The following is a 22,540-nucleotide window of genomic DNA, read 5'->3' on the forward strand; positions in this document are numbered from 1 at the left end:
GCCACATGCAAAAGCCGGCCCCCGAACGGGAGCCGGCTTTGCGGTGTTTCCGGCACTGGTGTGGCGGCCGGGCTTACTTCACGCGGGTCCAGGTCTGCGACTTGCCGATGAGCGAAAAGCCGATGTAGCCCTTCACTTCCATGGAGTTGGCGTTTTCCATCTTCATGTAGCAGGAGTAGGTCTTGCCGCTTTCGGGGTCGTAAATTTTGCCGTCGTCCCACTTGTTGTCGTCGTCGTACTTAAAGCCTTGCATAAACACCAGGCCCAGACGGGGGCGGTTGCGCAGCTTGGGGTCGGGGTTTTGCGAGTCGGTTTTGGGCTTGCCGGTGGCCGGGTCGTTGGGCACGGTCAGGCTCACGATTTTGCCGCACAGCTTGTCGCCGCACTTGTAAATCTCAAACGTGGCCTTTTTCTCTGCATTCGTCCAGATGCCCAGCGGCGACATGGTTTGGGCGGAGGCCATGCGGGCGACGCCCAACACGAGAGCAACGAGCAGGAGCAGTGTTTTTTTCATTGTTGAAATGAGCAAGAGGTGGGTTTGAAGGGAAAAGGTAAGCAAAAAAAATCCGGAGGGCCCGCCGGCAACGTTTCCACCGTTAAGGCAAGTTTACGGCCAAGTTCTGAAAGCCCAGCCGGCAATTATAAAAATAGGGTTGAGGCTAAAATAAATAGCACTGTTAATCAGGCCTAAAGCCCTGCTGAGGCCTGATTTCTGCAAAATTTAGCCGGCAAATTTTGAACCTTACCGCCCGCTATTAACTTTACCGCTCAGTAGTGAGTGCTACGGCCTTGCTCAAGCAGCCCTAAGGTGCTGGGCCGCGCGAGCAAGTGTTATGTCGAACGTAAAGAAAGGAGGTACAAAATGTCTAGTAGTCCCAACCAAATCCTGCCAAGCCTGTCGAATGTCGTACGCTTCACCGCAGTACGCGCCTAACAACAGCTTCGTGGGGTAGCTCCTAAGGCTTCCCACATTCGGCCAGGTCTTATCTTGAAAGACGCCGGAACTGTACCCCAGTTTCGCCGCTTGGTAAGATTTGAAGGATTAGATGCCCGGTTTGTCCAGTCGCCCTTCAGTGGGACGGCAGAGACAGGCCGGGCATCGCTGCGTTTGGGCGGGTCGCTGGCGCACGCACGCACTCATTTTCGGGCGCTTGCCTTAACCGGGGTTTTGCGCTTGGCGGCGGGGGCTACCTGCTTTTTAGGCGCCGCTTTTTTGGCCACTGTCTTTCTGACCGCCGGCTTTTTGGCTGCTACTTTCTTTGCGGTGCGCTGTGGGGCTGCCGAATGCGCCACCGGCTTACGGGCCAGCGTTTGGGGCAGCGCCGGTGCCGGGGCGGGCAAAGCGTCGACGGCCACCTTGCGCGCGGGGAGCGCCGCTACGGGCGGCGCCTTGGCCGCCGGTTTGGTGGTGGGCGCGGGCCGGGCGGCCGCCAGGTTTTGCTGGCCCAGCACGCGGCGCACCTGCATGAAGCGCCGCTCGTAGTCAGAATTCTCTACCTGGCTGACTTTCACGAAGGGCTCGCGGCGCGAGGAGGAGGCGTGCACAAAGCGCAAGGGCGTTTCGCCCCGCCGCGAGATGACGATGCCCGCGTGGCCCGGCGTGGTGCTCGGGTTGGCGGTGCCCGTAAACACCACGATGTCGCCGGGCTGGGCTTCGGCGCGGGGCACGGGCCGGCCCACGTCGATGAGCAGGGCGGTAGAGTGCGGCACGGCCACGCCGAAACGCGCAAACGTGTACATGATGAACCCCGAGCAGTCGAACCCCGTGAGCGGCGACACGCCGGCGTAGACGTAGGGCGTGCCGCGCTGGGCCAGGCCAAAGGCCACCACGCTGTCGGCGGTGGCCGCCAGGCCGGGGGCGGGGGCTTCGCGCAGGGCCGCAAAGGAAGACGTGAGGGGAGCCGTGCCGGAGCTGCCCTCGGCCGGGGCCGGGGTAGCCGTGGTGTGGGGGGCAGGCGTGCGGCTCAGGCGGGGCAGCACCAGCGCCATGGCCACAATCAGCCCCACAAAAACCAACCAAACGATGCGCATATATCCGTCGTCAACAAATTGTGAAAGGCACGATAAGCGCCACCATGGAGCCTAACGGCGCGGCCGCCCCGTAGGTTGAACGGTTTCGACCGGCGTACGTTTGTGCTTGTCTTTCCAATCAAACATCATACATGCTCAGAAATTCAACCTTGATGCTTTGCCAGGCCGCTGCGGCCCTGCTGTTGGCCGGGCCCGCCCTGGCCGCTACGCCGCCCGCGGCCGCGGTGCCCACCCTCCGCTACAGCCTCTCGATGCCCGCGCCCCAAACCCACTACTTTGAAGTGAAAATGGAGCTGGGGGGCTTTCCGGCCGAGTACACCGACGTAAAAATGCCCGTGTGGGCGCCGGGCTCGTACCTGGTGCGCGAGTATTCTAAAAACGTGGAGGGCTTTCAGGCCCGCACGGCTGGCGGGCAGGCCCTGGCCGTAGAAAAGCTCAATAAAAACACCTGGCGGGTGCGCCACCCCAAGCAAGCCAACTTCCAGGTGAGCTACCGGGTGTATGCGTTCGAGCTGTCGGTTCGGACTTCGTTCATGGATGCCGACCACGGCTACCTCAACGGCAGCAGCGTGTTCATGTACCCGGCCGATAACAAGATGCTGGGCAGCACCGTGGCCGTGCAGCCCGCCACCGGCTGGACGCAGGTGAGCACGGCCCTGCGCCCCGGCCCGGGCAAGTTCACCTACAAAGCCGCGAGCTACGACGAGCTGGCCGACTCGCCGATGGAAATCGGCACCCACAAAGTGTTGGAGTTTACGGCCAACGGCACGCCGCACCAGGTGGCCATGTACGGCACCTACCAGGCCGATGACGCCAAAATAGTGGCCGAAATGAAGAAGGTGTGCGAAGAAGCGCACCGCGTGGTGGGCCAAAACCCCCTGGACCATTACCTGTTCATCGTGCACAATTTGGAGCGCGGCGGCGGCGGCCTGGAGCACCTGTACTCCACCACGCTGGAAGTGGGCCGCACCGTGTACGGCACCGACGCCGGCATGAAGTCCTTCCTCGGGCTGGTGGCGCATGAGTATTTCCACCTCTGGAACGTGAAGCGCATCCGGCCCAAAGCGTTGGGGCCCTTCAACTACGACGAGGAGAACTATACCCACATGCTGTGGGTGAGCGAGGGCATGACGGAGTACTACTCCAAACAAATCCTGGCGCGGGCGGGCGTGCTCACCCGCGACGAGTACCTGGGCCGGCTGGCCAACGCCATTGCGGAAGTAGAAAACACGCCCGGCAACCGCATTCAGTCGGCCGCGGAGTCGAGCTTCGATGCGTGGATTAAGTACTACCGCCCGAACGAGAATGCCAACAACACCCAAATCAGCTACTACTCGAAGGGTGACCTGATTGGCACCTGGCTCGACCTGAACATTGCCGAAGCCACCAAGGGCCAGAAGCACCTCGACGACGTGTTCCGGCTGCTCTACGACACGTATTACAAGAAAGCCGGCCGGGGCTTCACCGACCAGGAGTACCAGGACGCCGTGGCCACGGTGGCCGGCCGCCGCTTCGATGACTTCTTCAAAAACAGCGTGTACGGCACCAAGCCGATTGACTACGCCACGGCCTTGGGCTACGCGGGCCTCACGCTGACCAAGGCGCCCCTCACCACCACCGGCACGCTGGGCGCCAATTTTTCCAACCGCTCGGGCAAGCTGCTCGTGACCAGCGTGGTGCGCGACGGCGCCGCCTGGAACACCGGCCTGAATGTGAACGACGAAATCCTGCTCATCAATGGCGCCGCACCCAGCGAAGAAACCGTGAAGTCGCTGGTGAGCGGCTCGGTGGGCAATGAAGTGGCCCTGCAGGTGCGCCGCGACGGCCTTCCGCGCGACTTGAAAATCAAGATGCTGGCCAACCCGGACGTGAAGTACCAGCTTCAGCCCGCGGCCAGCCCCTCCGAGGCGCAGCAGAAAGTGCTGGCCAAATGGCTGGGTAAGTAAAAACTGACCCGACTCTGTTAGGGCAAGAGGCACAAAGAAGGCCGGCAATGCGAAAGCGTTGCCGGCCTTCTTTGTGCCTTATCGAACCACTTCCACCCAGCCTTTCCGGGCCGGGCCGCCGTCGGCTGGCTGAAGCAGGTAGAAGTAGGTGCCGCCCGGGCTGTCGGCGCCCCAGTCATTCTGGTAGTTGGGGCTGTGGTATACGCGCTGGCCCCAGCGCGTATACACCGTCAGCGCCCACGGGCCGCGGTCGGGCTCATCGATGACAAAAAGGTCGTTGTGACGGTCGTTATTGGGGGTGATGATGTTGGGCAGCAGACTGGCCAGTGCCGGGTTGGTGCCGGTACCGGTGCCGGCACTGCCACTCCGATTCAGGCGAATGCTCACATTGTTGTCGTTGCTGTTGGCCGACAGGATGTCCAGGTCCCCATCGCCGTCTACGTCGCCCACGGCCACGCCTTGCGTGGCCCGGCCCACGCTCACGCTTTGGCCCGCACTGAAGATGCCTTTGCCGTTGTTGAGCCCAATCAGCACGCTGCCGGGGCCACCGCCGTTGGCGTTCGAAGCCAAGAAGTCCAGGTCGCCATCGCCGTCCACATCCCCCAGGGTCACGCTGAATGCGCCGTAGCCGGATATATTGTTGGTGGCCACGTCCTGGCCGCCGCCGAAAGTGCCGGTGCCGTTGTTCAGGCGGACGCTAATGGCCCCGTTGGCGTTCGGGCTCGACGATAGCAGGTCCAGGTCGCCGTCGCCGTCCACGTCGCCCACGGCCAAGCCAAAGGGATTGGCGGCAACGCTCACAAACGAGCCGGCACTGAAGTTGCCGCGGCCATCATTGAAGCCGATGCTTACGGTGCTGCTGTTGCTGTTGGCCACGAGATAGTCCAGGTCACCGTCGGCGTCCACATCGCCCACCACCACGTTGTGCGGGTTGCTACCGGCGGCCACGTTCTGGCTGCCACCGAAGCTGCCTTGTCCATCGTTGAAACGGATGCTCACGCTGTTGGAGCGGCCGTTGGCGGTTAGCAGGTCGAGGTCGCCATCGCCGTCTACGTCGCCCAGCGCCAGGCCGTAGGAGCCGGTATTCACAAACACGCTTTGGGTGCCACTGAACACGCCCTGGCCGTTGTTGAAACGCACGCTCACCGAGGTGCCGGTGTCGTCGCTGTAGTCGGGGGCCAGCAGGTCGAGGTCGCCATCCCCGTCCACGTCGCCGAGCGTCACCGAGCGCACGTTGCCGCTCACGCTCACGTCGCGGCCGGGGCCGAAGGTGCCGCTGCCGTTGTTCAGGCGCACGCTGATGGGGCCGCGAAAGTTGGCCGTAACAAAGTCCAGGTCGCCGTCGCCGTCCACGTCGCCCACGGCCACGGTGATGGGCTGAAACCCAGAAGCCGGGTCAGAGCCGGGCGCGAAGGTGCCGTTGCCGCCGCCGACGGCCACCGTGAACTGGCCCACCCGCGGCTGCGCCAGCGCGCCGTTGCTGCTGCTGGCGCCCCGCGTGACGGTATAACTCACGGTTTCGCCCGGCGAGAAGGGGGCGCTGCCAGGAGAGAAACGCAGCGCGTTGCCGCTCACCACGGCCGCGGCGGCGCCCTGTGCGCGTTGGCCGCCCCGCAAGCTGCTAAACACTTTTAGCGAGCCCGCCGAAGTGTTCAGCAGCGGCTGATTGAAGGTGACGGCCACCGGGCCCGAAGCCGGAGCGGCCAGGAAGTTGGCCGCCGGCACCACCGACGTGATGGCGGGTAGCTGCGCGAGGGCTGCCTGGGGTAGCAGCAAGCCAACCGGCAGCCATTGGCAACGGAAAGGGTACAATCGAAACATAAGCGTAGGCTAAAGCAGTGTTGGGCCAAAACAAAAGCCCCGCACAGGTTGCGCGGGGCTCTGGGTCTGTCAGCAAACGAGACTGCTCACAACTTATTACAACGGCTGCGGGCTACTTAATCCGTTTCAGCGCCACTTCGCGCACCGGCGCAATCACCAGCGGCACTTTCTCCACCTTCACCGACGACGTGTCGAGGCCAAAGTACTGGTCTTCGGAGGCAATGAACTGGCGGATGTAGAAGTACGCCTGCATGACGAGCTTCTCCAGGGTGGGGAAGTCGTTCTCGATGCTCAGGAATTTCTCCAGCACCACGAAGCGGAAATCGCCCGTCACGTGCTGCTTGCTCAGCGACTCGTAGCGCGAGGTGATGTCAACTTCTTTGTTGCGCACCAGGTCCTCAATCACCTTGCGGAAGTACAGGTTGATGCGCTGCTGCACCCGGAAACCCAGGCGGAAGTTGATGCGAAACACGTCGTCCTTGGCCACTTCCGTCACCTTATACTCCATGGTATAGGGCTCGTCGGTGGTGTCGACGTGGATGAACCAGTAGATGTCGGCCCGCTTGGGGCGCTTCTGGAAGATGGAGTAAATGATTTTCTGCTCGATTTCCGAGCTGCGCTCGGCCGAGGTCAGGAACACCAGGTGGGTGGAGTACTTCGGGATGGAGTCGTCGTCGCTGAGCTGCTTGAGGGCATCTACGTAAGGTTCCAGGCGCACAAACTCGGTGAGGCGGCGCTTGATGTAATACGCTTTGAGCCACACGTACATCACGCCCATGAGCGTGCCGCCAATGGCCAGCGACACCCAGCCGCCGTGCGGAAACTTAATCATGTTGGCGATGAGGAACGAGCCCTCGATGAGCCCATACACCACCGCAAACAGGATAATCAGCGGCAGCGCCACCTTCTTCATGCGCAGCCACATGCACAGCAAGATGGTGGTCATCAGCATGGTGAGCGTAATGGCTAGGCCATAAGCCGCTTCCATGTTGGTCGACTCCTGGAAGTACAGCACCACCCCGATGCAGCCCAGCAGCAGCAGGCGGTTCATGCTGGGCACGAAGAGCTGGCCCTTCACGTCGGTGGGGTAGTTGAGCTTCACTTTGGGCCACATGTTCAGGCGGATGGCCTCGGCCACCAGCGTAAACGAGCCCGTGATGAGGGCCTGCGACGCAATGATGGCCGCAATGGTGGCAATGCTGATGCCGATGAGCAGGAACCATTGCGGCATGAGGGCATAGAAGGGGTTGCGGCCGTTGAGCTTCTCGCCCAGGTGGCTCAGCAGCCAGGCGCCCTGGCCCAGGTAGTTGAGCAGCAGCGTGCTCTTCACAAAGGTCCAGCTGATGCGGATGTTGCCCTTGCCGCAATGGCCCAGGTCCGAGTAGAGCGCCTCGGCCCCCGTGGTGCACAGAAACACCGAGCCCAGCAGCCAGAAGCCGCTCGGGTACCGCACCAGCAGGTCGTAGGCGTAGTAGGGGTTGAAGGCCTTCAGGATGATGGGGTTCTGCACAATCCAGAGCACGCCCAGTACCCCCAGCATGCTGAACCACAGCAGCATGATGGGCCCAAAGGCTTTGCCCACTATCTGGGTCCCAAAGCTTTGGAGCAGAAACAAAGCCGCAATGATGCCGATGACGATGTAAACCACCATTTCCTGCGTGAGCTGCGGAAAGACGTTTTTCAGGCCTTCCACCGCCGACGACACCGAGATGGGCGGCGTAATCACGCCGTCGGCCAGCAGGGCCGAGCCGCCGATGATGGCCACCGCCGACAGCCACGCTCCCCGCCGCCGCACCAGGGCATAGAGCGAGAAAATGCCGCCTTCGCCGTTGTTGTCCGCGTTCAGCGTGAGCAGCACGTACTTGACGGTGGTTTGCAGCGTGAGCGTCCAGATGACGCAGGAAATGGCCCCGAGCACCAGGTGCTCGTCAATCTGGTCGGGCACAATGGCGCCCTTGAGGATGGACGACATCACGTAAAGCGGCGAGGTGCCGATGTCGCCGTAGATGATGCCCAGGGCAATGAGAAGCCCCGCCCCTGAAATGGCGGTGTGCGAGTGTTTGGAATCCATATTACTGATAACGAGTTGCCGCGGCCGTGAGCCTGTAACTGAAATTCGGCGCGCGAAGGTAGCAGGCACACCGATGCCGTGAGCCTACCACTGGCCGGGGATATTCGGTTATCAACTGATAGTTAGTGGATTATTGTTTTCATAATCCACTGCTTCAGCTTGCGCAGCCAGGGCCTCCTGCCGGCGGGCTTCGTCGGCAGCGGCCAGCAGGGCGGTGGCTTCGCGGGCGGCGTGGTCGTGCACCCGGAAGATGCGGCGGTTGGCTTCGGCCACTAGGCGCTGCCAGGGCGGCGTTTCGCCGGGCAGCGCAAAGTTTACCGCCTCGCGCCCCAGGCGGTGCAGGCGCAGCCGGTTGGTGCCCCGGTGGCCGTAGGCCAGCAGCAGCGCCGTGAGGGCCATGCCCAGCATGGCGGGACCGGTGTGCAGCCAGTTTTGCAGAAAGGCAATCATGACCGCGGCCAGGCCCAGGCCGCCCAGCAGGTACCACAGTATCCATTTCACGGGGGCCACCTCCACGCGTTCCAACTCGCGCAGCAAAAACTCCTGGCCCCGCACGGTGAAGGACGTGTCGGTGAGGCTGACGCGGCCGTCGTCGCTCACCAGCGGCGGGAGCGGGGGCAGCGGGGGCGGCATGGGCACCGGGGCAGCCACCGGTGGGGCATAGGCCGGGCCAGACGCCGGCGCTTCGGCGGGTGCAGTCAGCAAAGCGGCCCCGGAAGGTTGTTCCGGGGCCACGGGGGGCTGGTCAGCGGGTGGCTGGGCTTCGAGGTCTTTCATGGGCTCAGAAACAGCCGGTTGGGTGCTGGTGGGCCGGTGCCACACGGGCACGGCCGTGGTCGTCGGGGCGAAGCCGGCATCCGGCTTCGCCCCGACGGTCCCTCAGTTGTTTACTTTCAGAAGTTCTACGTCGAAAATCAGGGCCGTGTCGCCGGGGATGTCGCGGCCTGCGCCGCGCTTGCCGTAGGCCAGGTCGGAAGGGATGTAGAGGCGGTACTTTGAGCCTTCGCCCATCAACTGCAGGGCTTCGGTCCAGCCCGCAATCACGCCGTTCACGGGGAAGGTGGCCGGCTGGCCGCGCTGGTAGCTGCTGTCGAACACCTTGCCGTTGATGAGGGTGCCGTGGTAGTGCGTCGTTACCGACGAGCGCAGGGTGGGCTTTTTGCCGGTGCCTTCGGTCAGCACTTCGTACTGCAGGCCGCTGGGCAGGGTGTGCACGCCGGGCTTCTGGGCGTTTTCGGCGAGGAAGGCTTCGCCTTCGGCTTTGTTGTTGTTCATGGCGTTGGGGTCTTGGTTGTCGTCATCGTCTTCGGCGCCGCCCATCTGCTCCTGCAGCTGCTGCATGGCGGCCTGCATCTGCTCCTGGGTGAGGCGGCTGGGGAGGCCCTGCAGGCCTTCCTTGAGGGCACCGGCCAGCACGTCAACGTCCAGGTCGAGGCCCTGCTGGGCAAAGTTGCGGGCCAGGTCGCGGCCAATGATGTAGCTCACCTGAGCCTGGTGGGAATCGAGATTCATAGATGGGTAAAAAGGGAAATGGGGCAGCGAACAATCCGGGCCGGAGCCGGCGCTGCCGGTGAAAGAATAGCTGAACGGGGTACGCCGTTCGGGGGCCAAAGTTCCAAAAGCCGGGCCGAAGCTTCGGCGTCGGCCGCATTGGCCGATGCTATAACCAAAAAGCCCGGCGAATGGGCCGGGCTTTTTCATAAAATAGGGGCGGCACGGGGCCGTGCCGGGGCAAATGGCCCTTAGCAGTAGTGATGGTGGTCGTCGTCGCCGTCGAAGAAGAACGTCAGGTCGAGGTCGGCCAGTTTGGCAGCCAGGTAGCTGACGCCGCCCAGCAGCAGCAGCGACGAAAAGGATAGCGCGGTGGTCTTTTTCATAATGGTTAGGCCGGAACAGGCCGGTATTGTTTTACTGGTGCAAAGATACGCACAACGGCGTAAAATGTTATGCATGCAGCATAAAAATTGGCCCAATGTCACGAAAAGGAATGGAAAAGGGACATTTTCAAATATGTATTACGTAGCGGAGCCTCACTTTTGCCTGGTCACCTTAACTGCATCATACTCATGGAGCTTCGCATTGAGAACTTGTCTAAGACCTACGCCAACGGCGTGCGTGCCCTGCACAACGTCACGCTCACCATTCCCAACGGCATGTTTGGCCTGCTGGGCCCCAACGGCGCCGGCAAGAGCAGCCTGATGCGCACCATTGCCACGCTGCAGGAGCCCGACAGCGGCAGCATCCGGCTCGGCAACATCGACGTGCTGCGGGAGAAGGACGCGGTGCGCCGGGTGCTGGGCTACCTGCCCCAGGAGTTTGGGGTGTACCCCAACGTGAGCGCCGAAGTGCTGCTCGACTATTTCGCCGGGCTGAAAGGCTTGCGCGACGCCGCCGAGCGCAAGGCCGCGGTTGAAAACCTGCTGCAGCAAACCAACCTGTGGACCATGCGCAAAAAAGCCGTGGGCGGCTACTCGGGCGGCATGAAGCAGCGCTTCGGCATAGCGGTGGCCTTGCTGGGCGCGCCGCAGCTCATCATCGTCGACGAGCCCACGGCCGGCCTCGACCCCACCGAGCGCAACCGCTTCCTGGACTTGCTGAGCGAGATAGGGGAGAACGTGGTCGTGATTCTCAGCACGCACATCGTGGACGACGTGACCGAGCTGTGCCCGAACATGGCCATCATTGCCGGCGGCGAAGTGGTGGCCACCGGCTCGCCCAACGACGTGATTGGCGAAATCCGCGGCAAGGTGTACCGCACCAAAACCGAGAAAGCCGCGCTGGCCCAGTTGCGCAACGAATACGAGGTGATTTCCTCGAAGCTGGTGGCCGGGCAGCCCATTGTGCGGGTGTTCAGCGAGGTGCCCATCAACGGGCAGTTTCAGCCGGCGGAGGCCACCCTGGAAGACGTGTACTTCCACCGCCTGGCGCGGCGGCAGCAGCAACCGGTAACGGCATAATGTTCATATAAAGGCATAAGGGCCATGTTTTTCCATACGCTCCGCTTCGAGCTGCGCTACCGTTTCGCGCAGCCCACCACCTACCTCTATTTTGGGGTGTTTGCGCTGTTTGCGTTTTTGTCGCAAACCGTGGACGACTTCGGGTTCAATTCCAGCCCGAAAGTGCACGTGAATGCCCCCGACGCGCTGGCCAATCTGTATTTCATCTCGTCCATCTTCGGAATGTTCATCACGGCGGCGCTGCTGGGCACGCCCGTATACCGCGACGACAAGGACCAGATGACGGGGCTGCTCTACACCACGCCCTTGCCCAAGCCAGCTTACCTGGGCGGGCGCTTCCTGGGCTCGCTGCTGGCCATGTGGTTTATTACCTGCGGCACCACGGTAGGGGCCTTGCTGGGCATGCTGGCGCCGTGGGTAGATGCCAGCAAGCTGGGCCCCGTGCCGGGGCTGGGGCTGCTGGCCCCGCTGCTGGCGGCGGGCTGGGTGAACGTGCTGTTTGCAGGGAGCTTGTTTTTTGCGGCTTACCTGCTGCTGCGCTCGCCGCTGGTGGTGTATCTGGGTGGCATTGTGCTGTTTGTGGGGTACCAGCTGTCGTTGCAGTTCAGCGAGCGGGTGACCAGCGACCACCTGTTTGCCATGCTCGACCCGTTTGGCTTTGTGGCCAAAAACCTGGACGTGAAGTACTGGACCATCGCCGAGCGAAACACGCAAGTAGCCAATTATTTGGGCGGATTCTTGATTGAGAACCGACTGTTGTGGAGCGGGGTGGGGCTGGCGGTGCTGCTGGTGTCCAGTGTGTTGTTTCGGCTGGCGCTGCCGCGCACCCGTGCCGGCAAGGCGGCGGCCGAGCCAGCTCCGGCCCTGGCTACCAGCGCGGGCTTGCAGCGCACGGAACCGGCTTTTGGCCAGGGCCTGAGCAGCTGGCAGGTGTGGCGCCTGGTGCGGGTGCAGGCCCTGAACGTGCTGCAGGCGTGGCCCTTCCGGGTGCTGGCGGTGCTGGGCACGGTGTACGTGCTATTCAATTTCTACTGGACGTATCACGACCCCATTCGCGGCACCTCGCTGCCGGTCACGTACCAGGTACTGAACCTGATAAATGAAAATTTTACACTCTACCTGCTCATTATCATCACCATTTACGCCGGTGAGCTGGTGTGGCGCGAGCGGGACACGCGCCTGCAGGGCGTGTTCGATGCCTTGCCTTTTGCCACCTGGGTGCCGTTTGTGAGCAAGCTGCTGGCGCTGGTGCTGGTGGCGGCCGTGCTCACGGCGGTGCAGTCGGTGGTGGGGCTGGCCGTGCAGGCCTACCTCGATGCGAGCCTGATTGAGCCGGTGCTGTACGTGAAAAACTTTGTGCTGCAGCTGGCCACCGTGGCCGTGCTCTGCGCCCTGGCCCTGGTGGTGCAGACGGTGGCGAACCAGAAATACGTGGGCCACGCCCTGATGCTGGTATACTACGCCGTGGTGTTTCTGCTGGCCGATGCGCTGGGGCTGCACCACGCCCTGCTCAAGTTTGGCGCGCCTGTGCCCTACACGTATTCTGACATGAACGGCTACGGGCACCTGGTGTCGCCGCTGCTGTTCATCAACCTCTATTACCTGGCCGGGGCGGCGCTGCTGGCGCTGCTGGCCAGCCTGCTGTGGGTGCGCGGCAACGATACCGGCGCCCGCACCCGCCTGCGCCTGGCAGCACAGCGCCTGCGGGCGCCGGGCCTGCGGCCGGCCCTGCTGGTGGCCGGGCTGGCCGTGCTTACGGCCGGCGGCTGGGTGTTTTACAACGCCAACGTGGTGAACGAGTTCGTCACGCCGCGCGGGCTGGAGGCGCGCCAGGCCCGCACCGAGCGCACGTACAAGAAGTACGAAAACCTGGCCCAGCCCAAAATCGTGGCCCTGGCCCTGCAGGCCGACCTGTTTCCATCGGCCCGGCCCCGGGGCTACCGGCTGCGCGGCCGCTACACGCTGCTCAACCAAAGCCCGCGGCCCCTCGACACGCTGTTTGTGAACTACGACCCCAGCCGCAGCATTCGGGCCACGCTCACGCCCGGCCGTCCGGCCAGGGTGCTGCTCGACGACCCCGTGGCTGGCATCCGCATGTACTGCCTAGCCCAGCCGCTGGCGCCCGGCGACTCACTCGACCTGGCGTATGAGGAAGACTACCGCGCCCGCGGTTTCACTTCCCGCATCAAAGGCACGGGCGTGTTCGACTGGGCTGCGATTTCGCCCGAAGACCGCCTGACCGAGAACGGCACCTTTCTGGACGTGAGCAGCCTGCGCATTGGCTACCAGCCCGGCGCGGAGATGGACGAAGACGACGCCCGCAAGCGCCAGGGCCTGGCGCCCAAAGCCCGCGCCCTACGCCTCACCGACCCCCGCGGCCGGCAGCGGGCCCAGTTTGCCCGCGACGCCGACCGGGTGCGCTACTCGGCCACCCTCAGCACCGACCCCGACCAAGTGGCCGCCACCGCCGGCACCCTCGAACGCGAATGGACCCAGGGCGGCCGGCGCTACTTCCAGTACCGCATGAACCAACCCATCTGGCCCATCGTGAGCATTCTGTCGGCCCGCTACCAGACCTATAAAACACAGTGGCAAAACCCGGCCGGCGGCGCGCCCGTGGCCATCGAAATCTACTACGACCCCCACCACCGCGCCAACGTGCGCCGCATGGCCCAGGCCCTGCAAGACGGCCTGCAGTACTACACCAAGGCTTTCGGGCCCTACCAGTACTCCCACATCCGGCTGCTGGAGTTTCCGCGCTACAAGTCCTTCGCCCAGAGCTACGCCAACACCATTCAGTTTTCGGAAAGCGCCGGGTTCATCAGCGACCTGCGCGACCGCAACGCCCCGGACAATACGTACTTCATCACCAGCCACGAGCTGGGCCACCAGTGGTGGGGCCACCAGATAGTGGGCGCCGACGTGCAGGGCGCCAGCGTGCTGGTGGAGTCGCTGGCCGAATACTCGGCCATCATGAACGCCAAGCACGCCTTCACGCCCAACCAGATGCAGCAGTTCATGCGGGGCGAACTCAATGCGTACCTGCGCGGCCGCCGCTCAGAACGCAAGAAGGAGCTGCCCCTGCTGCTGGTGGAAAACCAGCCGTACATCCATTACTACAAGGGCGGCATGGTGTTTTATGCCTTGCAGGACTACCTGGGCGAAGACAGACTGAACGGCGCCTTGCGCGAGTTTCTGGCCGCCAACCACCAGACCAAGCCGCCGTACGCCACGTCGGCCGACTTGCTGGGCTACATTCGCCGGGCCACGCCCGACTCCTTGCAGTACGTGCTGCACGACATGTTTGAGACAATCACGCTCTACAAAAACGAGCTGAAAGCCGCCCAGTACACCCGCCGGCCCGATGGCCGCTACGACGTGGCCCTCACCATCAAGGCCGAAAAGGTGCGCGCCGACAGCCTCGGCAACGAAACGCCCACCCAACTGGCCGACTACGTGGACGTGGGCATCTTCGGGCCCGACCAGGCGCCCGGCGAGAGCTGGGACGTGCGCGGCAAAGCCCTGCTGGTGCAAAAAGTGAAGCTCACCAAGCCCGAAGAAACGCTGCACTTTGTGGTGAGCCAAAAGCCCGCCAAGGGCGGCATCGACCCGTACCAGAAGCTGATTGACCGGTTTTATTACGACAACGTGAAGCCGTTGGAGGAGAAAAAAGCGGGCTCAAAGGCGGTGGCGGTGAAGTAAGACGACCACCTCCGTCATGCAGAGCGCAGCGAAGCATCTCGCGTGTGGAAGCAAATAATACTTCTGCACGCGAGATGCTTCGCTGCGCTCTGCATGACGGACTTTATTCCTCGTTAATTCCAAAGCCTGTCACTTCACGCACCTCGCCTGCGGCCAAATCGCCCAGCCAGATGCTGCCCACCCGCACGCGCACCAGCCGCAGCGTGGGGAAGCCCACGGCCGCCGTCATCTTGCGCACCTGCCGGTATTTGCCTTCGGTGAGGGTGATGCTGACCCAGCTGGTGGGCCCGTGCCGGTCGTCGCGGATTTTGCGGGTGCGCGGCGCGAATGCCGGGGCGGGGTCGAGGCGGCGGGCCTGGCAGGGGCTGGTGCGGTAGCGCACGTTGTGGATGCCGATTTCGACGCCGGTGCGCAGCTGCTCCACGGCCGCCTCGTCAATCAGGCCGTCGACTTGGGCGTAGTATTCTTTCTCAATCTTTTTGCTGCGCACCAGCTCGCTCGTGCGGCCGTCGGTGGTGAGCAGGAGCAGGCCCTCGCTGTCTTCGTCGAGGCGGCCAATGGCCATGATGCCCTCCGGGAAGTCGTGAAACTCGCCCAGCTTCTTCTTTTTGGCCTCGCCCACAAACTGGCTCAGGTAGCCATAGGGCTTGTGAATGAGAAAGTGGCGGTGCGACATGGCGGTGTGGGCCCATCGGCCTAGCGGGCGGAGTTTTCGGTGAGCACCAGCAGCGAATAGCCGCCCAGCAGCTTGCTGCACAGCCGGGGGCTGAGGGCGTAGAGCGCCCGCCGCAGCAGGTGCGTGAGCCGTTCCTTGGCCGACCAGTGTTTGTAGCGCGGCTCGGTGTACATCTTGTCGAGCACCCGGTAGCCGTAGTCGGCCAGCACGCTCAGGATAAAGTCTTCGGTGAAATTGTGGATGTGGCCCACCCGCGCCTTCGACTCGATGAGCATCTGCTCGCGCAGCAGCGACCACAGGCTTAGGTCGAGCGGAATGTGGAACAGCGTGTAGCGGCCCGCCCCGGCAATGTCCTCCAAAAACTGAAAGTAGTTGGGCAGGTGCTCGATGACGTCGATGACCAGCAGCAGGTCGAACGGCTCGGCCACACCCGTGTTGGTGAGGTCGCGCAGCTCGAACCGGAGGCGGGCGGTTTGCTTGGGGCGCGCTAGGGCCAGGGCATCGGCCGAGATGTCGTAGCCGGTGAAGCGGCTTTCGGGGAGCTGCGCGGCCAGCTGCACCAGCACCTCGCCACTGCCGCAGCCCACTTCCCCAACGGTGCCTGTGGGCACGGCGTTGCGGCGCAGCAGCCGCAGGATTCGTTCGGCTTTAAACGGCGCGTCTTCCTCGTGCCAGGTCGGGTTGTTGGCCAGGTAGGTGCGGTCGTTGTAAATATCCTGCATGGCGCAGCGCGGAAAGAAAGGACAGGAGGGAACAGCCCGCAAACTTAACAAGGCCGCGCCGGCCGGCGTCGCGGGCTGCCCGCTGGCGCCCGGCTACTTTTTGCTGCCAGTGGCCTGTTGCCCGGCTTTTATCTGCTGGGCCACGTCCACCATGGGGGCCACCCAGATTTCCTTTTCGTGGGCCTTGAGGTAGCGCAGCAGCTGCCGGTGCGCCGGCAACGACACGTTCAGCGAATGCCCGCCGCCCACGCCGTGAAACAGAAACACCAGCAGCGTGTGCGAGGCTTGAGCCTGTTTCACAAGGTCGATGAGGTACTGGCCGTCTTGCCCATTGATGGAATACGCATCCACGTTGTCAAGGGCCACCTGGGCGGCCGGCTTCAAGCCCGGCGTCACGCCGCGGGCGGCCACGAAGTCGTTTTTCAGCTGCTCGTAAAACATCACGCCGCCAATTTGCCGGTCGCCGCAGGGGTAGGCGAAGGTGCGCGCGGTTTTGCCGTCGATGGCCGTGAGCAAGGTGTTGTTGGCGCGCACCTCGTCTACGGCGCGGCCCACGGTGTATTTGCTCAGGTCGTGGTCGGGCGTCACAAAGCCGCGGCCCGGCAGGCTGCCGTCGCAGGGATGAAACAGGGCGTGGTTGCCCAGCTCGTGGCCGCGCTTGGCGGCCTGGCGCCATTCGGGCAGGCGGCGCGTCACCACCGGCGACGAGCCGATGAGGTAGAACGTGCCCCGGAATTTGGCCGAATCCAGCGCCGGCACCACGTTGTCGAGGTCCACGTCGATGGCGTCGTCGTAGGTCAGCACCACGGCGCACTGCTTGTTGTTCCAAGCGGGGCTGGTGGTTTGGGCCCGCAGCGTGGCGGGGGCGGCCAACGCCAGCAGCCCCAGGGCCAGCGCAATCGTATCGATAGGTTTCAGCATAAGACAGAAATGGCCGAAAGCATCGGTGCTTTCGGCCATTCACTTGCAAGTTTAGCACCTGCGGCTTCTTTATCGAACTACCGGCCGCGAAATGCCGCGCGGTTATTTCAGTTCTTCCACTTCCACGCGGCGGTTGCGGGCGTCGGGCGACGGGAACAGCGGGCGTGAGTCGCCGTAGCCCACCGTGCCGATGCGCTCCGGGGCGATGCCGGCTTTCACCAGGTATGCCTTCACGGCCTCGGCGCGCTGCTCCGAAAGCACTTGGTTTTTGTCGGGTTCGCCCACGCGGTCGGCGTGGCCCAGCACGCGCACCTTCACCGCGGGCCGGGCCCTGAGCTCGGCGGCCAATTGCTCCAGGGCCGGGCCCGATTCGGGCAGCAGCTCCGGCTTGCCCACCCGAAACAGCACCGTGGGCAGCACCACGGGCTTGTCGGTGAGCAGGGGCGCGGGGGCCGGCCGGGCCGTGTCGGGCGGCGCCACAGTGGGGGCGGGCGCGGGCGCCGCCACCGGCGGGGCAGGCGGCGGCGTTTTGGGCGCCTTGCCCTTCACCGTGATGGTGATGGGCACCACCGCGCTCTGGCTGGTGGGGTAATAGCCCTGGGTGAGGTAGAAAGTGGTGGTTTTGGTGAGCTTGGTGCGGTAGGTGTTGCCCGTGTTCACGGGCTGCTTCAGGTCGGCGTCGGCGTACCACAGCACGTTACGCCCCGAGACGCGAATGCTGCTCTCGGCCCCGGCTGGCACCGTGGCTGCCGACTTCAACTTCACGCGGTAGAGGGTGAGCGTGCCCACGTCGCAGGAGCCCACGGGCCGGTAGGTGGCGTGGCCCGTCAGCTTCTCAAGCGCCGCGTCGTAGGTGAAGGTGATGGAGCCGTCGCACCAGAAGTTGAAGGGCGTGCGGCCGGTTTCACTGAGCTTGTCGCCGTGGTCGAGCTTGAGTCCGGTGGCCGTGCGCGTGCCCTTCATCCGGAAGGTGACCGATACGGCCGGGTTGCCCCCCACTTCCTGGTACAATACGCCAAATACGGCGTTGCCCTTGCTGGTTTGAAGCCGCAGGAGCGCCGGCCAATAGGCCCCCGGCTCGCCGGTTTCGGCTTCTACGCCCTGCCATACGCCCGTCAGGGATTGGGCTTGCACGGGGCCGGCCAGCAGCAGGGCCCCGATGCCATACCAAATGCTGCGTCTCATGGGCGCAAAAGTAAAATTGCGGCTGAAAAATTGCGAAATCCCGGCGCTCGCGCAATTGGCCTACCCCAGATACGCCATGTCTTCGGCACTGAGCTGAATTTCGGCGGCTTTCACGTTCTCCCGCAGGTGCGCCAGCGACGACGTGCCCGGAATGGGCAATATCCAGGGGGAGCGGTGCAGCAGCCAGGCAATGTTCAGCTGCGCTTCCGAAACGCGGTACTTCTGCGCCAGTTCGGCCAGCTTGTTGCCGGCCTTGGGCAAGCCGTGGATGAGCGAGAAAAACGGAATGAGCGGAATGCCGTGCTGCTCGCAGAGGTCCAGCACTTCCTCGCCGCCGGGGTTGGCGCCGTGGGGCAGCTGCACAGTGGTGCGCTGGGCGTAGCTATACATGTTTTCGACGGTGGCAATGGGGCCCAGCTGCAGGCCGGCTTCCAGCTCTTCGCGGGTCACGTTGCTCAGGCCCACGTGCAGGATTTTGCCTTCGCGCTGCATCTCAAACATGGCGCCCAGCTGCTCGGCCAGGGGCACCGGGCCGTGGCCCATCAGCCGCAGGTGCACCAGCTGAATCTGCTCCTGCCGCAGGGTGCGCAGGTTGTTGTCGATGCTGGTGCGCAGGTTTTCGGGGGTGTTGAAGGGCACCCAGCTTTTGTCGGGCCGGCGAGTGGCGCCCACCTTGGTGCAGATGACCAGCCCGGCCGGGTAGGGGTGCAGGGCTTCGGCAATGAGGCGGTTGGTTACGTCTTCGCCGTAGTAGTCGGCGGTGTCGAGGAAATTCACGCCGCTGGCCACGGCGGTTTTCAGGATTTCCAGCGCCTCGGGGCGGTTGGCGGGCTCGCCCCAGATGTCGGGGCCGGTGAGGCGCATGGTGCCGTAGCCGAGGCGGTTGAGGGTGAGCGGGTGGGCGGAGTGGGGGGCAATGGTGATGGTCATGCCCTTGCAGACGCTCAAACCACGGTTTTGTTTTGAAATAATCGGAGAACTCTCCGCCAAAGCCCGTTTTGTGTATAGGTTTTACTCGCCCCCAACGGCCGCGGGTGGGCTGGCCGTGGTGAGGGTAGCCCCGGCGCTGGCGGCCACTATAAACACCACCGCCAGCCATTGCCCCAGGGTGAGCCGCTCGCCCAGCAGCAGCCAGCCCGAAATGGCCGCTGCCACCGGCTCCAGGCTCATCAGGATGCTGAACGTGCGCGTCGGCAGCGTTCGGAGGGCCTGCATTTCCAGCGTGAAAGGGAGCACGCTGGAAAACACCGCCAGCAAGGCCCCCAGCAGCAGCAAGTGCGGCGTAAACGCCAGCAGGCTGCCGCTGGCCACTCCAAACGGCAGCACCGGCACCACGGCAAACAGCATGCCCACGGCCACGGCCTGCGCCCCGGGCAGCACGGCGGCGGTGCGCTGGCCCAGCACGATGTAGATGGTCCAGCATCCGCCCGCGGCCAGGGCAAAGCCCATCCCCAAGAGGTCGACCCCGGAGCCGCTCCACGGGGCTATCAGGGCAATGCCGGCCGCGGCCAGCACCGCCCACACCACATCTACCCAGCGGCGCGCCCCCGCCAGGGCCAGGCCCAGCGGCCCCACAAATTCCAGCGTGACGGCCAGCCCCAGCGGCACCCGCGCCAGCGCGCAGTAAAACAGAAAGTTCATGGCGCCCAATGCCAGCCCGTATGGCACCACGGCCCGCCACTGCGCGCCGCTCAGCCGCCCCAGTCGGGGGCGCACCACCGCCAACAATATCAGCGCCGACAGCCCAATGCGCGCACTGGCCGTGCCCGCCGCGCCGAGCACCGGAAACAGCCCTTTGGCAATGGCCGCCCCGCCCTGCACGCTGACGATGGAAAGCAGCACGGCCGGCACGGCAGGCAGGGCAAAGCGCGAAGAAGTAGGCATAAACCGCATATGAAAGCCGCAGTGGCAAAAAACTACCCCAGCCGCTCCTGAAACGCCTGCAGAAAGAGGCCCACGTGGTAGCCATCGGCCAGGCCGTGGTGCACGTTGATGGACACGGGCATGAGCGTGGCGCCGCCCTCGGCATAGGTTTGCCCCACCGAAATCTTGGGGCAGCTGTCGGGGTGGCCGAAGCTGCGGGCGTGCGTCAGGCCGGTGAAGCGCACCCACGGAATGGCCGAAAAATGAATGACGTCGGGCCGGCCGGTTTGCTCGTTCAGGCGCAGGCCGGGGCCGGCTTGCACGGCCGCAATTTCGGCGTTGGCCGCGGGGAGGAAGTCGGCCAGCTCGGGGTGGTGCTCTATGAAGGAAAACCCAAAGGTGTTATCGGCCCGCCCGATGGTGGCCGAGGCATGAATGCAGTCGTAGCAGACCACCTGGCCGTCTTCGATGCGGTAGCGGAAGGCATCCACCTGGTTCACGGCGTGCAGGGCTGCGTGCAGGTAATACAGGAAAAACGGCACGCCCAGTCGCTTGGCCTCGGCCAGGGCGCGGGTACAGTCGACGGTGGCCACCAGGCCGAAAAAGGGCTCTTCGAACGCGGAAAAGAAGGCAAAATGCTCGCGCCGGTTCCAGGTAGTGAGGTCAAGGAAGTGCTTCATGGGCCGGCAAAGGTCGGGGATTCTGGCCGGGGTAGACACCCCGCGCCCCACAGAAAGCCGTTGCGCCCCGAGCGAAGCCCGGCAACGGCCTTACGCCACGCGGATTACCACCTTGCCTTTGGCGCGCCCGGTTTCGAGGTATGCTATGGCCTCTTTGGTGGCTTCGAAGGGAAACACCTGGTCTATCACCGGGCGCACGGTGCCGGCGTCTACGAGCGCGCTCAGCACGCGCAGCTCCGGGCCGCTGGGGTGCATCAACAGGAAAGAGTAGCTCGCGTGGTGCTGTTTCGCGAGTCGGCGCACCCGGAAGCTCAGCAGCCCCAAAGCCTGTTGCATAAACCAGTTCATGCCCTGGTCTTTGGCAAATTGCGGGTCGGGCGGCCCGGCCACCGACACCACTTTGCCGCCGGGTTTCAGCACCCGAAACGACTTGTTGAGCGCGTCTCCGCCCAGCGTATCCAGCACGAGGTCAAACCCGTTTAGCACGGTTTCGAAGGCCTGTTTCTTGTAGTCAATCACCTGGTCGGCGCCCAGGCCTTGCACCCATTCCACGTTGGGCGTGCTGGTGGTGGTCGCCACGTGGGCCCCCCAGTGCTTCGCCAGCTGAATGGCCATCGTGCCGACGCCCCCCGAGCCCGCGTGGATGAGTACCCGCTGCCCGGGCTGTAGCTGGCCCACCTCGCGCAGCGCCTGCCAGGCCGTGAGCGCCACCAGCGGCAGGGCCGCGGCTTCTTCCATGCTGCTGCGGGCGGGCTTGGGGGCCACGGCGCCTGCGTCGACGGCCACGTATTCGGCAAAGGCCCCCATGCGGTCGATGTCGACGCGGGCATACACTTCGTCGCCGGGGCTAAACTGCGTCACGCTGCTGCCAACCTTGGCCACCACGCCGGCCGCGTCGTTGCCCAAAATATGGGGGAACCGGAGGGGCAAGGCCAGCCTGAGCTGCCCGTCCCTGATTTTAAAATCGACCGGGTTGACGCTGGTCGCTTTGATTTGAATCAGCACATCGTTCGGCTTCACCAGCGGCTCTGGCAGGTCCACTGCCTGAATCTCCTTGTTGCTCCCGTAGCGAGTTAGTACGTAGGCTTTCATGCGGCTTGCGCTAAAGTGGGGTGCCTGCCACGCCGGCGCCGGCGGGGGTTTGCACAAGGTAGGGCAGAAGCGCTTGCCAGGTAATGCTTTGTGTAAACAAGCGCCAAGCCCGGCCCGGGCGGCGAAGGCGGGGCCTGTTCGTCAATTCGCCTCGGGCTGAATGCCCTGCTTGCTCTTTTTGAGCACCGGCAATTTGGCTTTGCCCTTGGCCCGGCCTTTCCGGAAGGTGATGGTCCAGATGCTGTCGTAGTCGTCGTCGGGCCATTCTAGGGGGCCGGCAATGCCCAGGGCTTCGGCAATGCGCACAATGTTGTGGTGCTCCCACACCAGCAGCACGGTGCCGCGGTGGCGCCGCAGCTCCTTCACCAGGCCCTTCACTTCGTCGGGCGCGTAGTCGCTGTTGATGGTCAGGTTGTGCTGCACGGCGTAGGGCAGCACGGTTTGCATCATGCGCACGCGGGTGGTTTCCTCCTTGTCGGTGCCGATGCACGGCACGTAGGTGAAAGCGGGCGGCCGGGGCAGCAAGTCATTGAGCACGTCGGGCAAGGCCAGCGCCCGCTCAAGCCCGGCCGCCGAAAGGTTGTCGCCCTCGGTGGGCTTTTCGCCGTGCCGGATAATCACAATCCGAAGCAACGGGCCTTTGGGCACGGGCGGTGCTTTGGGGTGAACGGGGTTGAGGTGGTAGAGCAGAAACAGCTTGGCTCTGTCTATTTCGGTAAAACGGTCTATCATCGGGCTAGGCGTATGAAGGAGCCGCGAGCCCGCCGGCATTCGCCGCAGGGCCGGGGGCCGCAGCGGCATACTTGCCTGGCCGGCGCTGGGTTGCAAACCAACAATTTGGGCGCGCCGGCCGGAGCGGCTCATGTGGGCTGA

The 22,540-nt window shown here is 64.0% G+C and carries 19 protein-coding genes; 3 read left to right on the plus strand and 16 right to left on the minus strand.

What is annotated here, in order from left to right:
* Window positions 1–73: 73 nt before the first annotated feature.
* Both IC234_RS03370 and IC234_RS03375 read right to left on the minus strand, forming a co-directional pair.
* A complete protein-coding gene (locus IC234_RS03370) occupies window positions 74–514 on the minus strand; it encodes a DUF2147 domain-containing protein (RefSeq protein ID WP_190922412.1) in 441 nt (146 codons plus the stop codon).
* Window positions 515–1,137: 623 nt separating this feature from the next.
* Entirely contained in the window at window positions 1,138–2,031 is an 894-nt protein-coding gene (locus tag IC234_RS03375) for a C40 family peptidase (protein ID WP_190922413.1), read from the minus strand.
* Window positions 2,032–2,162: 131 nt separating this feature from the next.
* Between IC234_RS03375 and IC234_RS03380 the strand changes: the two genes are divergently transcribed.
* Complete coding sequence (locus IC234_RS03380; protein ID WP_223827439.1) at window positions 2,163–3,977, plus strand: M61 family metallopeptidase; 1,815 nt, start codon at window positions 2,163–2,165, stop codon at window positions 3,975–3,977.
* A gap of 78 nt (window positions 3,978–4,055) precedes the next feature.
* Here IC234_RS03380 and IC234_RS03385 read toward each other — a convergent pair whose 3' ends face one another.
* The 5 genes from IC234_RS03385 to IC234_RS22040 form a co-directional block, all read right to left on the minus strand.
* Window positions 4,056–5,798 carry an FG-GAP-like repeat-containing protein gene (locus IC234_RS03385; RefSeq protein WP_190922414.1) on the minus strand — a complete coding sequence of 581 codons (1,743 nt, stop codon included), beginning with the start codon at window positions 5,796–5,798 and terminating at the stop codon, window positions 4,056–4,058.
* Window positions 5,799–5,910: 112 nt separating this feature from the next.
* The gene (locus IC234_RS03390) at window positions 5,911–7,869 is read right to left on the minus strand and encodes a KUP/HAK/KT family potassium transporter (protein ID WP_190922415.1); all 1,959 of its coding nucleotides are present in this window, start codon (window positions 7,867–7,869) and stop codon (window positions 5,911–5,913) included.
* Window positions 7,870–7,980: 111 nt separating this feature from the next.
* The gene (locus tag IC234_RS03395) at window positions 7,981–8,646 is read right to left on the minus strand and encodes a hypothetical protein (protein ID WP_190922416.1); all 666 of its coding nucleotides are present in this window, start codon (window positions 8,644–8,646) and stop codon (window positions 7,981–7,983) included.
* Between the two features lie 102 nt (window positions 8,647–8,748).
* Window positions 8,749–9,381 carry an FKBP-type peptidyl-prolyl cis-trans isomerase gene (locus tag IC234_RS03400; RefSeq protein ID WP_190922417.1) on the minus strand — a complete coding sequence of 211 codons (633 nt, stop codon included), beginning with the start codon at window positions 9,379–9,381 and terminating at the stop codon, window positions 8,749–8,751.
* 230 nt (window positions 9,382–9,611) lie between these two features.
* Window positions 9,612–9,746, minus strand: a complete 135-nt coding sequence (locus tag IC234_RS22040) for a hypothetical protein (RefSeq protein WP_262892398.1) — start codon at window positions 9,744–9,746, stop codon at window positions 9,612–9,614.
* Between the two features lie 189 nt (window positions 9,747–9,935).
* Here IC234_RS22040 and IC234_RS03405 point away from each other — a divergent pair, with 189 nt between their 5' ends.
* Together IC234_RS03405 and IC234_RS03410 are read left to right on the plus strand one after the other, a co-directional pair.
* Entirely contained in the window at window positions 9,936–10,826 is an 891-nt protein-coding gene (locus IC234_RS03405) for an ABC transporter ATP-binding protein (RefSeq protein ID WP_190922418.1), read from the plus strand.
* A gap of 24 nt (window positions 10,827–10,850) precedes the next feature.
* A complete protein-coding gene (locus IC234_RS03410; protein ID WP_190922419.1) occupies window positions 10,851–14,528 on the plus strand; it encodes an ABC transporter permease/M1 family aminopeptidase in 3,678 nt (1,225 codons plus the stop codon).
* Window positions 14,529–14,631: 103 nt separating this feature from the next.
* On the opposite strand, the gene IC234_RS03415 is transcribed toward IC234_RS03410, so the two are convergent.
* The 9 genes from IC234_RS03415 to IC234_RS03455 all read right to left on the minus strand — a co-directional run bounded on the left by IC234_RS03415 (window position 14,632) and on the right by IC234_RS03455 (window position 22,399).
* Window positions 14,632–15,204: a pseudouridine synthase gene (locus tag IC234_RS03415; RefSeq protein ID WP_190922420.1), complete on the minus strand. Its 573-nt coding sequence runs from the start codon at window positions 15,202–15,204 to the stop codon at window positions 14,632–14,634.
* A gap of 20 nt (window positions 15,205–15,224) precedes the next feature.
* Window positions 15,225–15,926, minus strand: a complete 702-nt coding sequence (locus IC234_RS03420; RefSeq protein ID WP_190922421.1) for a class I SAM-dependent methyltransferase — start codon at window positions 15,924–15,926, stop codon at window positions 15,225–15,227.
* A gap of 93 nt (window positions 15,927–16,019) precedes the next feature.
* Window positions 16,020–16,847 carry a polysaccharide deacetylase family protein gene (locus IC234_RS03425; protein WP_190922422.1) on the minus strand — a complete coding sequence of 276 codons (828 nt, stop codon included), beginning with the start codon at window positions 16,845–16,847 and terminating at the stop codon, window positions 16,020–16,022.
* 102 nt (window positions 16,848–16,949) lie between these two features.
* Window positions 16,950–18,032: an OmpA family protein gene (locus IC234_RS03430; RefSeq protein ID WP_190922423.1), complete on the minus strand. Its 1,083-nt coding sequence runs from the start codon at window positions 18,030–18,032 to the stop codon at window positions 16,950–16,952.
* A gap of 60 nt (window positions 18,033–18,092) precedes the next feature.
* Window positions 18,093–18,962, minus strand: a complete 870-nt coding sequence (locus tag IC234_RS03435; protein ID WP_190922424.1) for an aldo/keto reductase — start codon at window positions 18,960–18,962, stop codon at window positions 18,093–18,095.
* 81 nt (window positions 18,963–19,043) lie between these two features.
* Entirely contained in the window at window positions 19,044–19,916 is an 873-nt protein-coding gene (locus IC234_RS03440) for an EamA family transporter (RefSeq protein WP_190922425.1), read from the minus strand.
* A 32-nt stretch (window positions 19,917–19,948) separates the two neighbouring features.
* Window positions 19,949–20,575 (minus strand): chloramphenicol acetyltransferase, encoded by a 627-nt coding sequence (locus IC234_RS03445; RefSeq protein ID WP_190922426.1) that lies wholly within the window; start codon window positions 20,573–20,575, stop codon window positions 19,949–19,951.
* 90 nt (window positions 20,576–20,665) lie between these two features.
* Window positions 20,666–21,667 (minus strand): NADP-dependent oxidoreductase, encoded by a 1,002-nt coding sequence (locus tag IC234_RS03450; protein WP_190922427.1) that lies wholly within the window; start codon window positions 21,665–21,667, stop codon window positions 20,666–20,668.
* A gap of 141 nt (window positions 21,668–21,808) precedes the next feature.
* Window positions 21,809–22,399 (minus strand): histidine phosphatase family protein, encoded by a 591-nt coding sequence (locus tag IC234_RS03455; protein WP_190922428.1) that lies wholly within the window; start codon window positions 22,397–22,399, stop codon window positions 21,809–21,811.
* Window positions 22,400–22,540: the final 141 nt, after the last annotated feature.

The organism is Hymenobacter armeniacus (assembly GCF_014699055.1).
GTDB lineage: Bacteria > Bacteroidota > Bacteroidia > Cytophagales > Hymenobacteraceae > Hymenobacter > Hymenobacter armeniacus.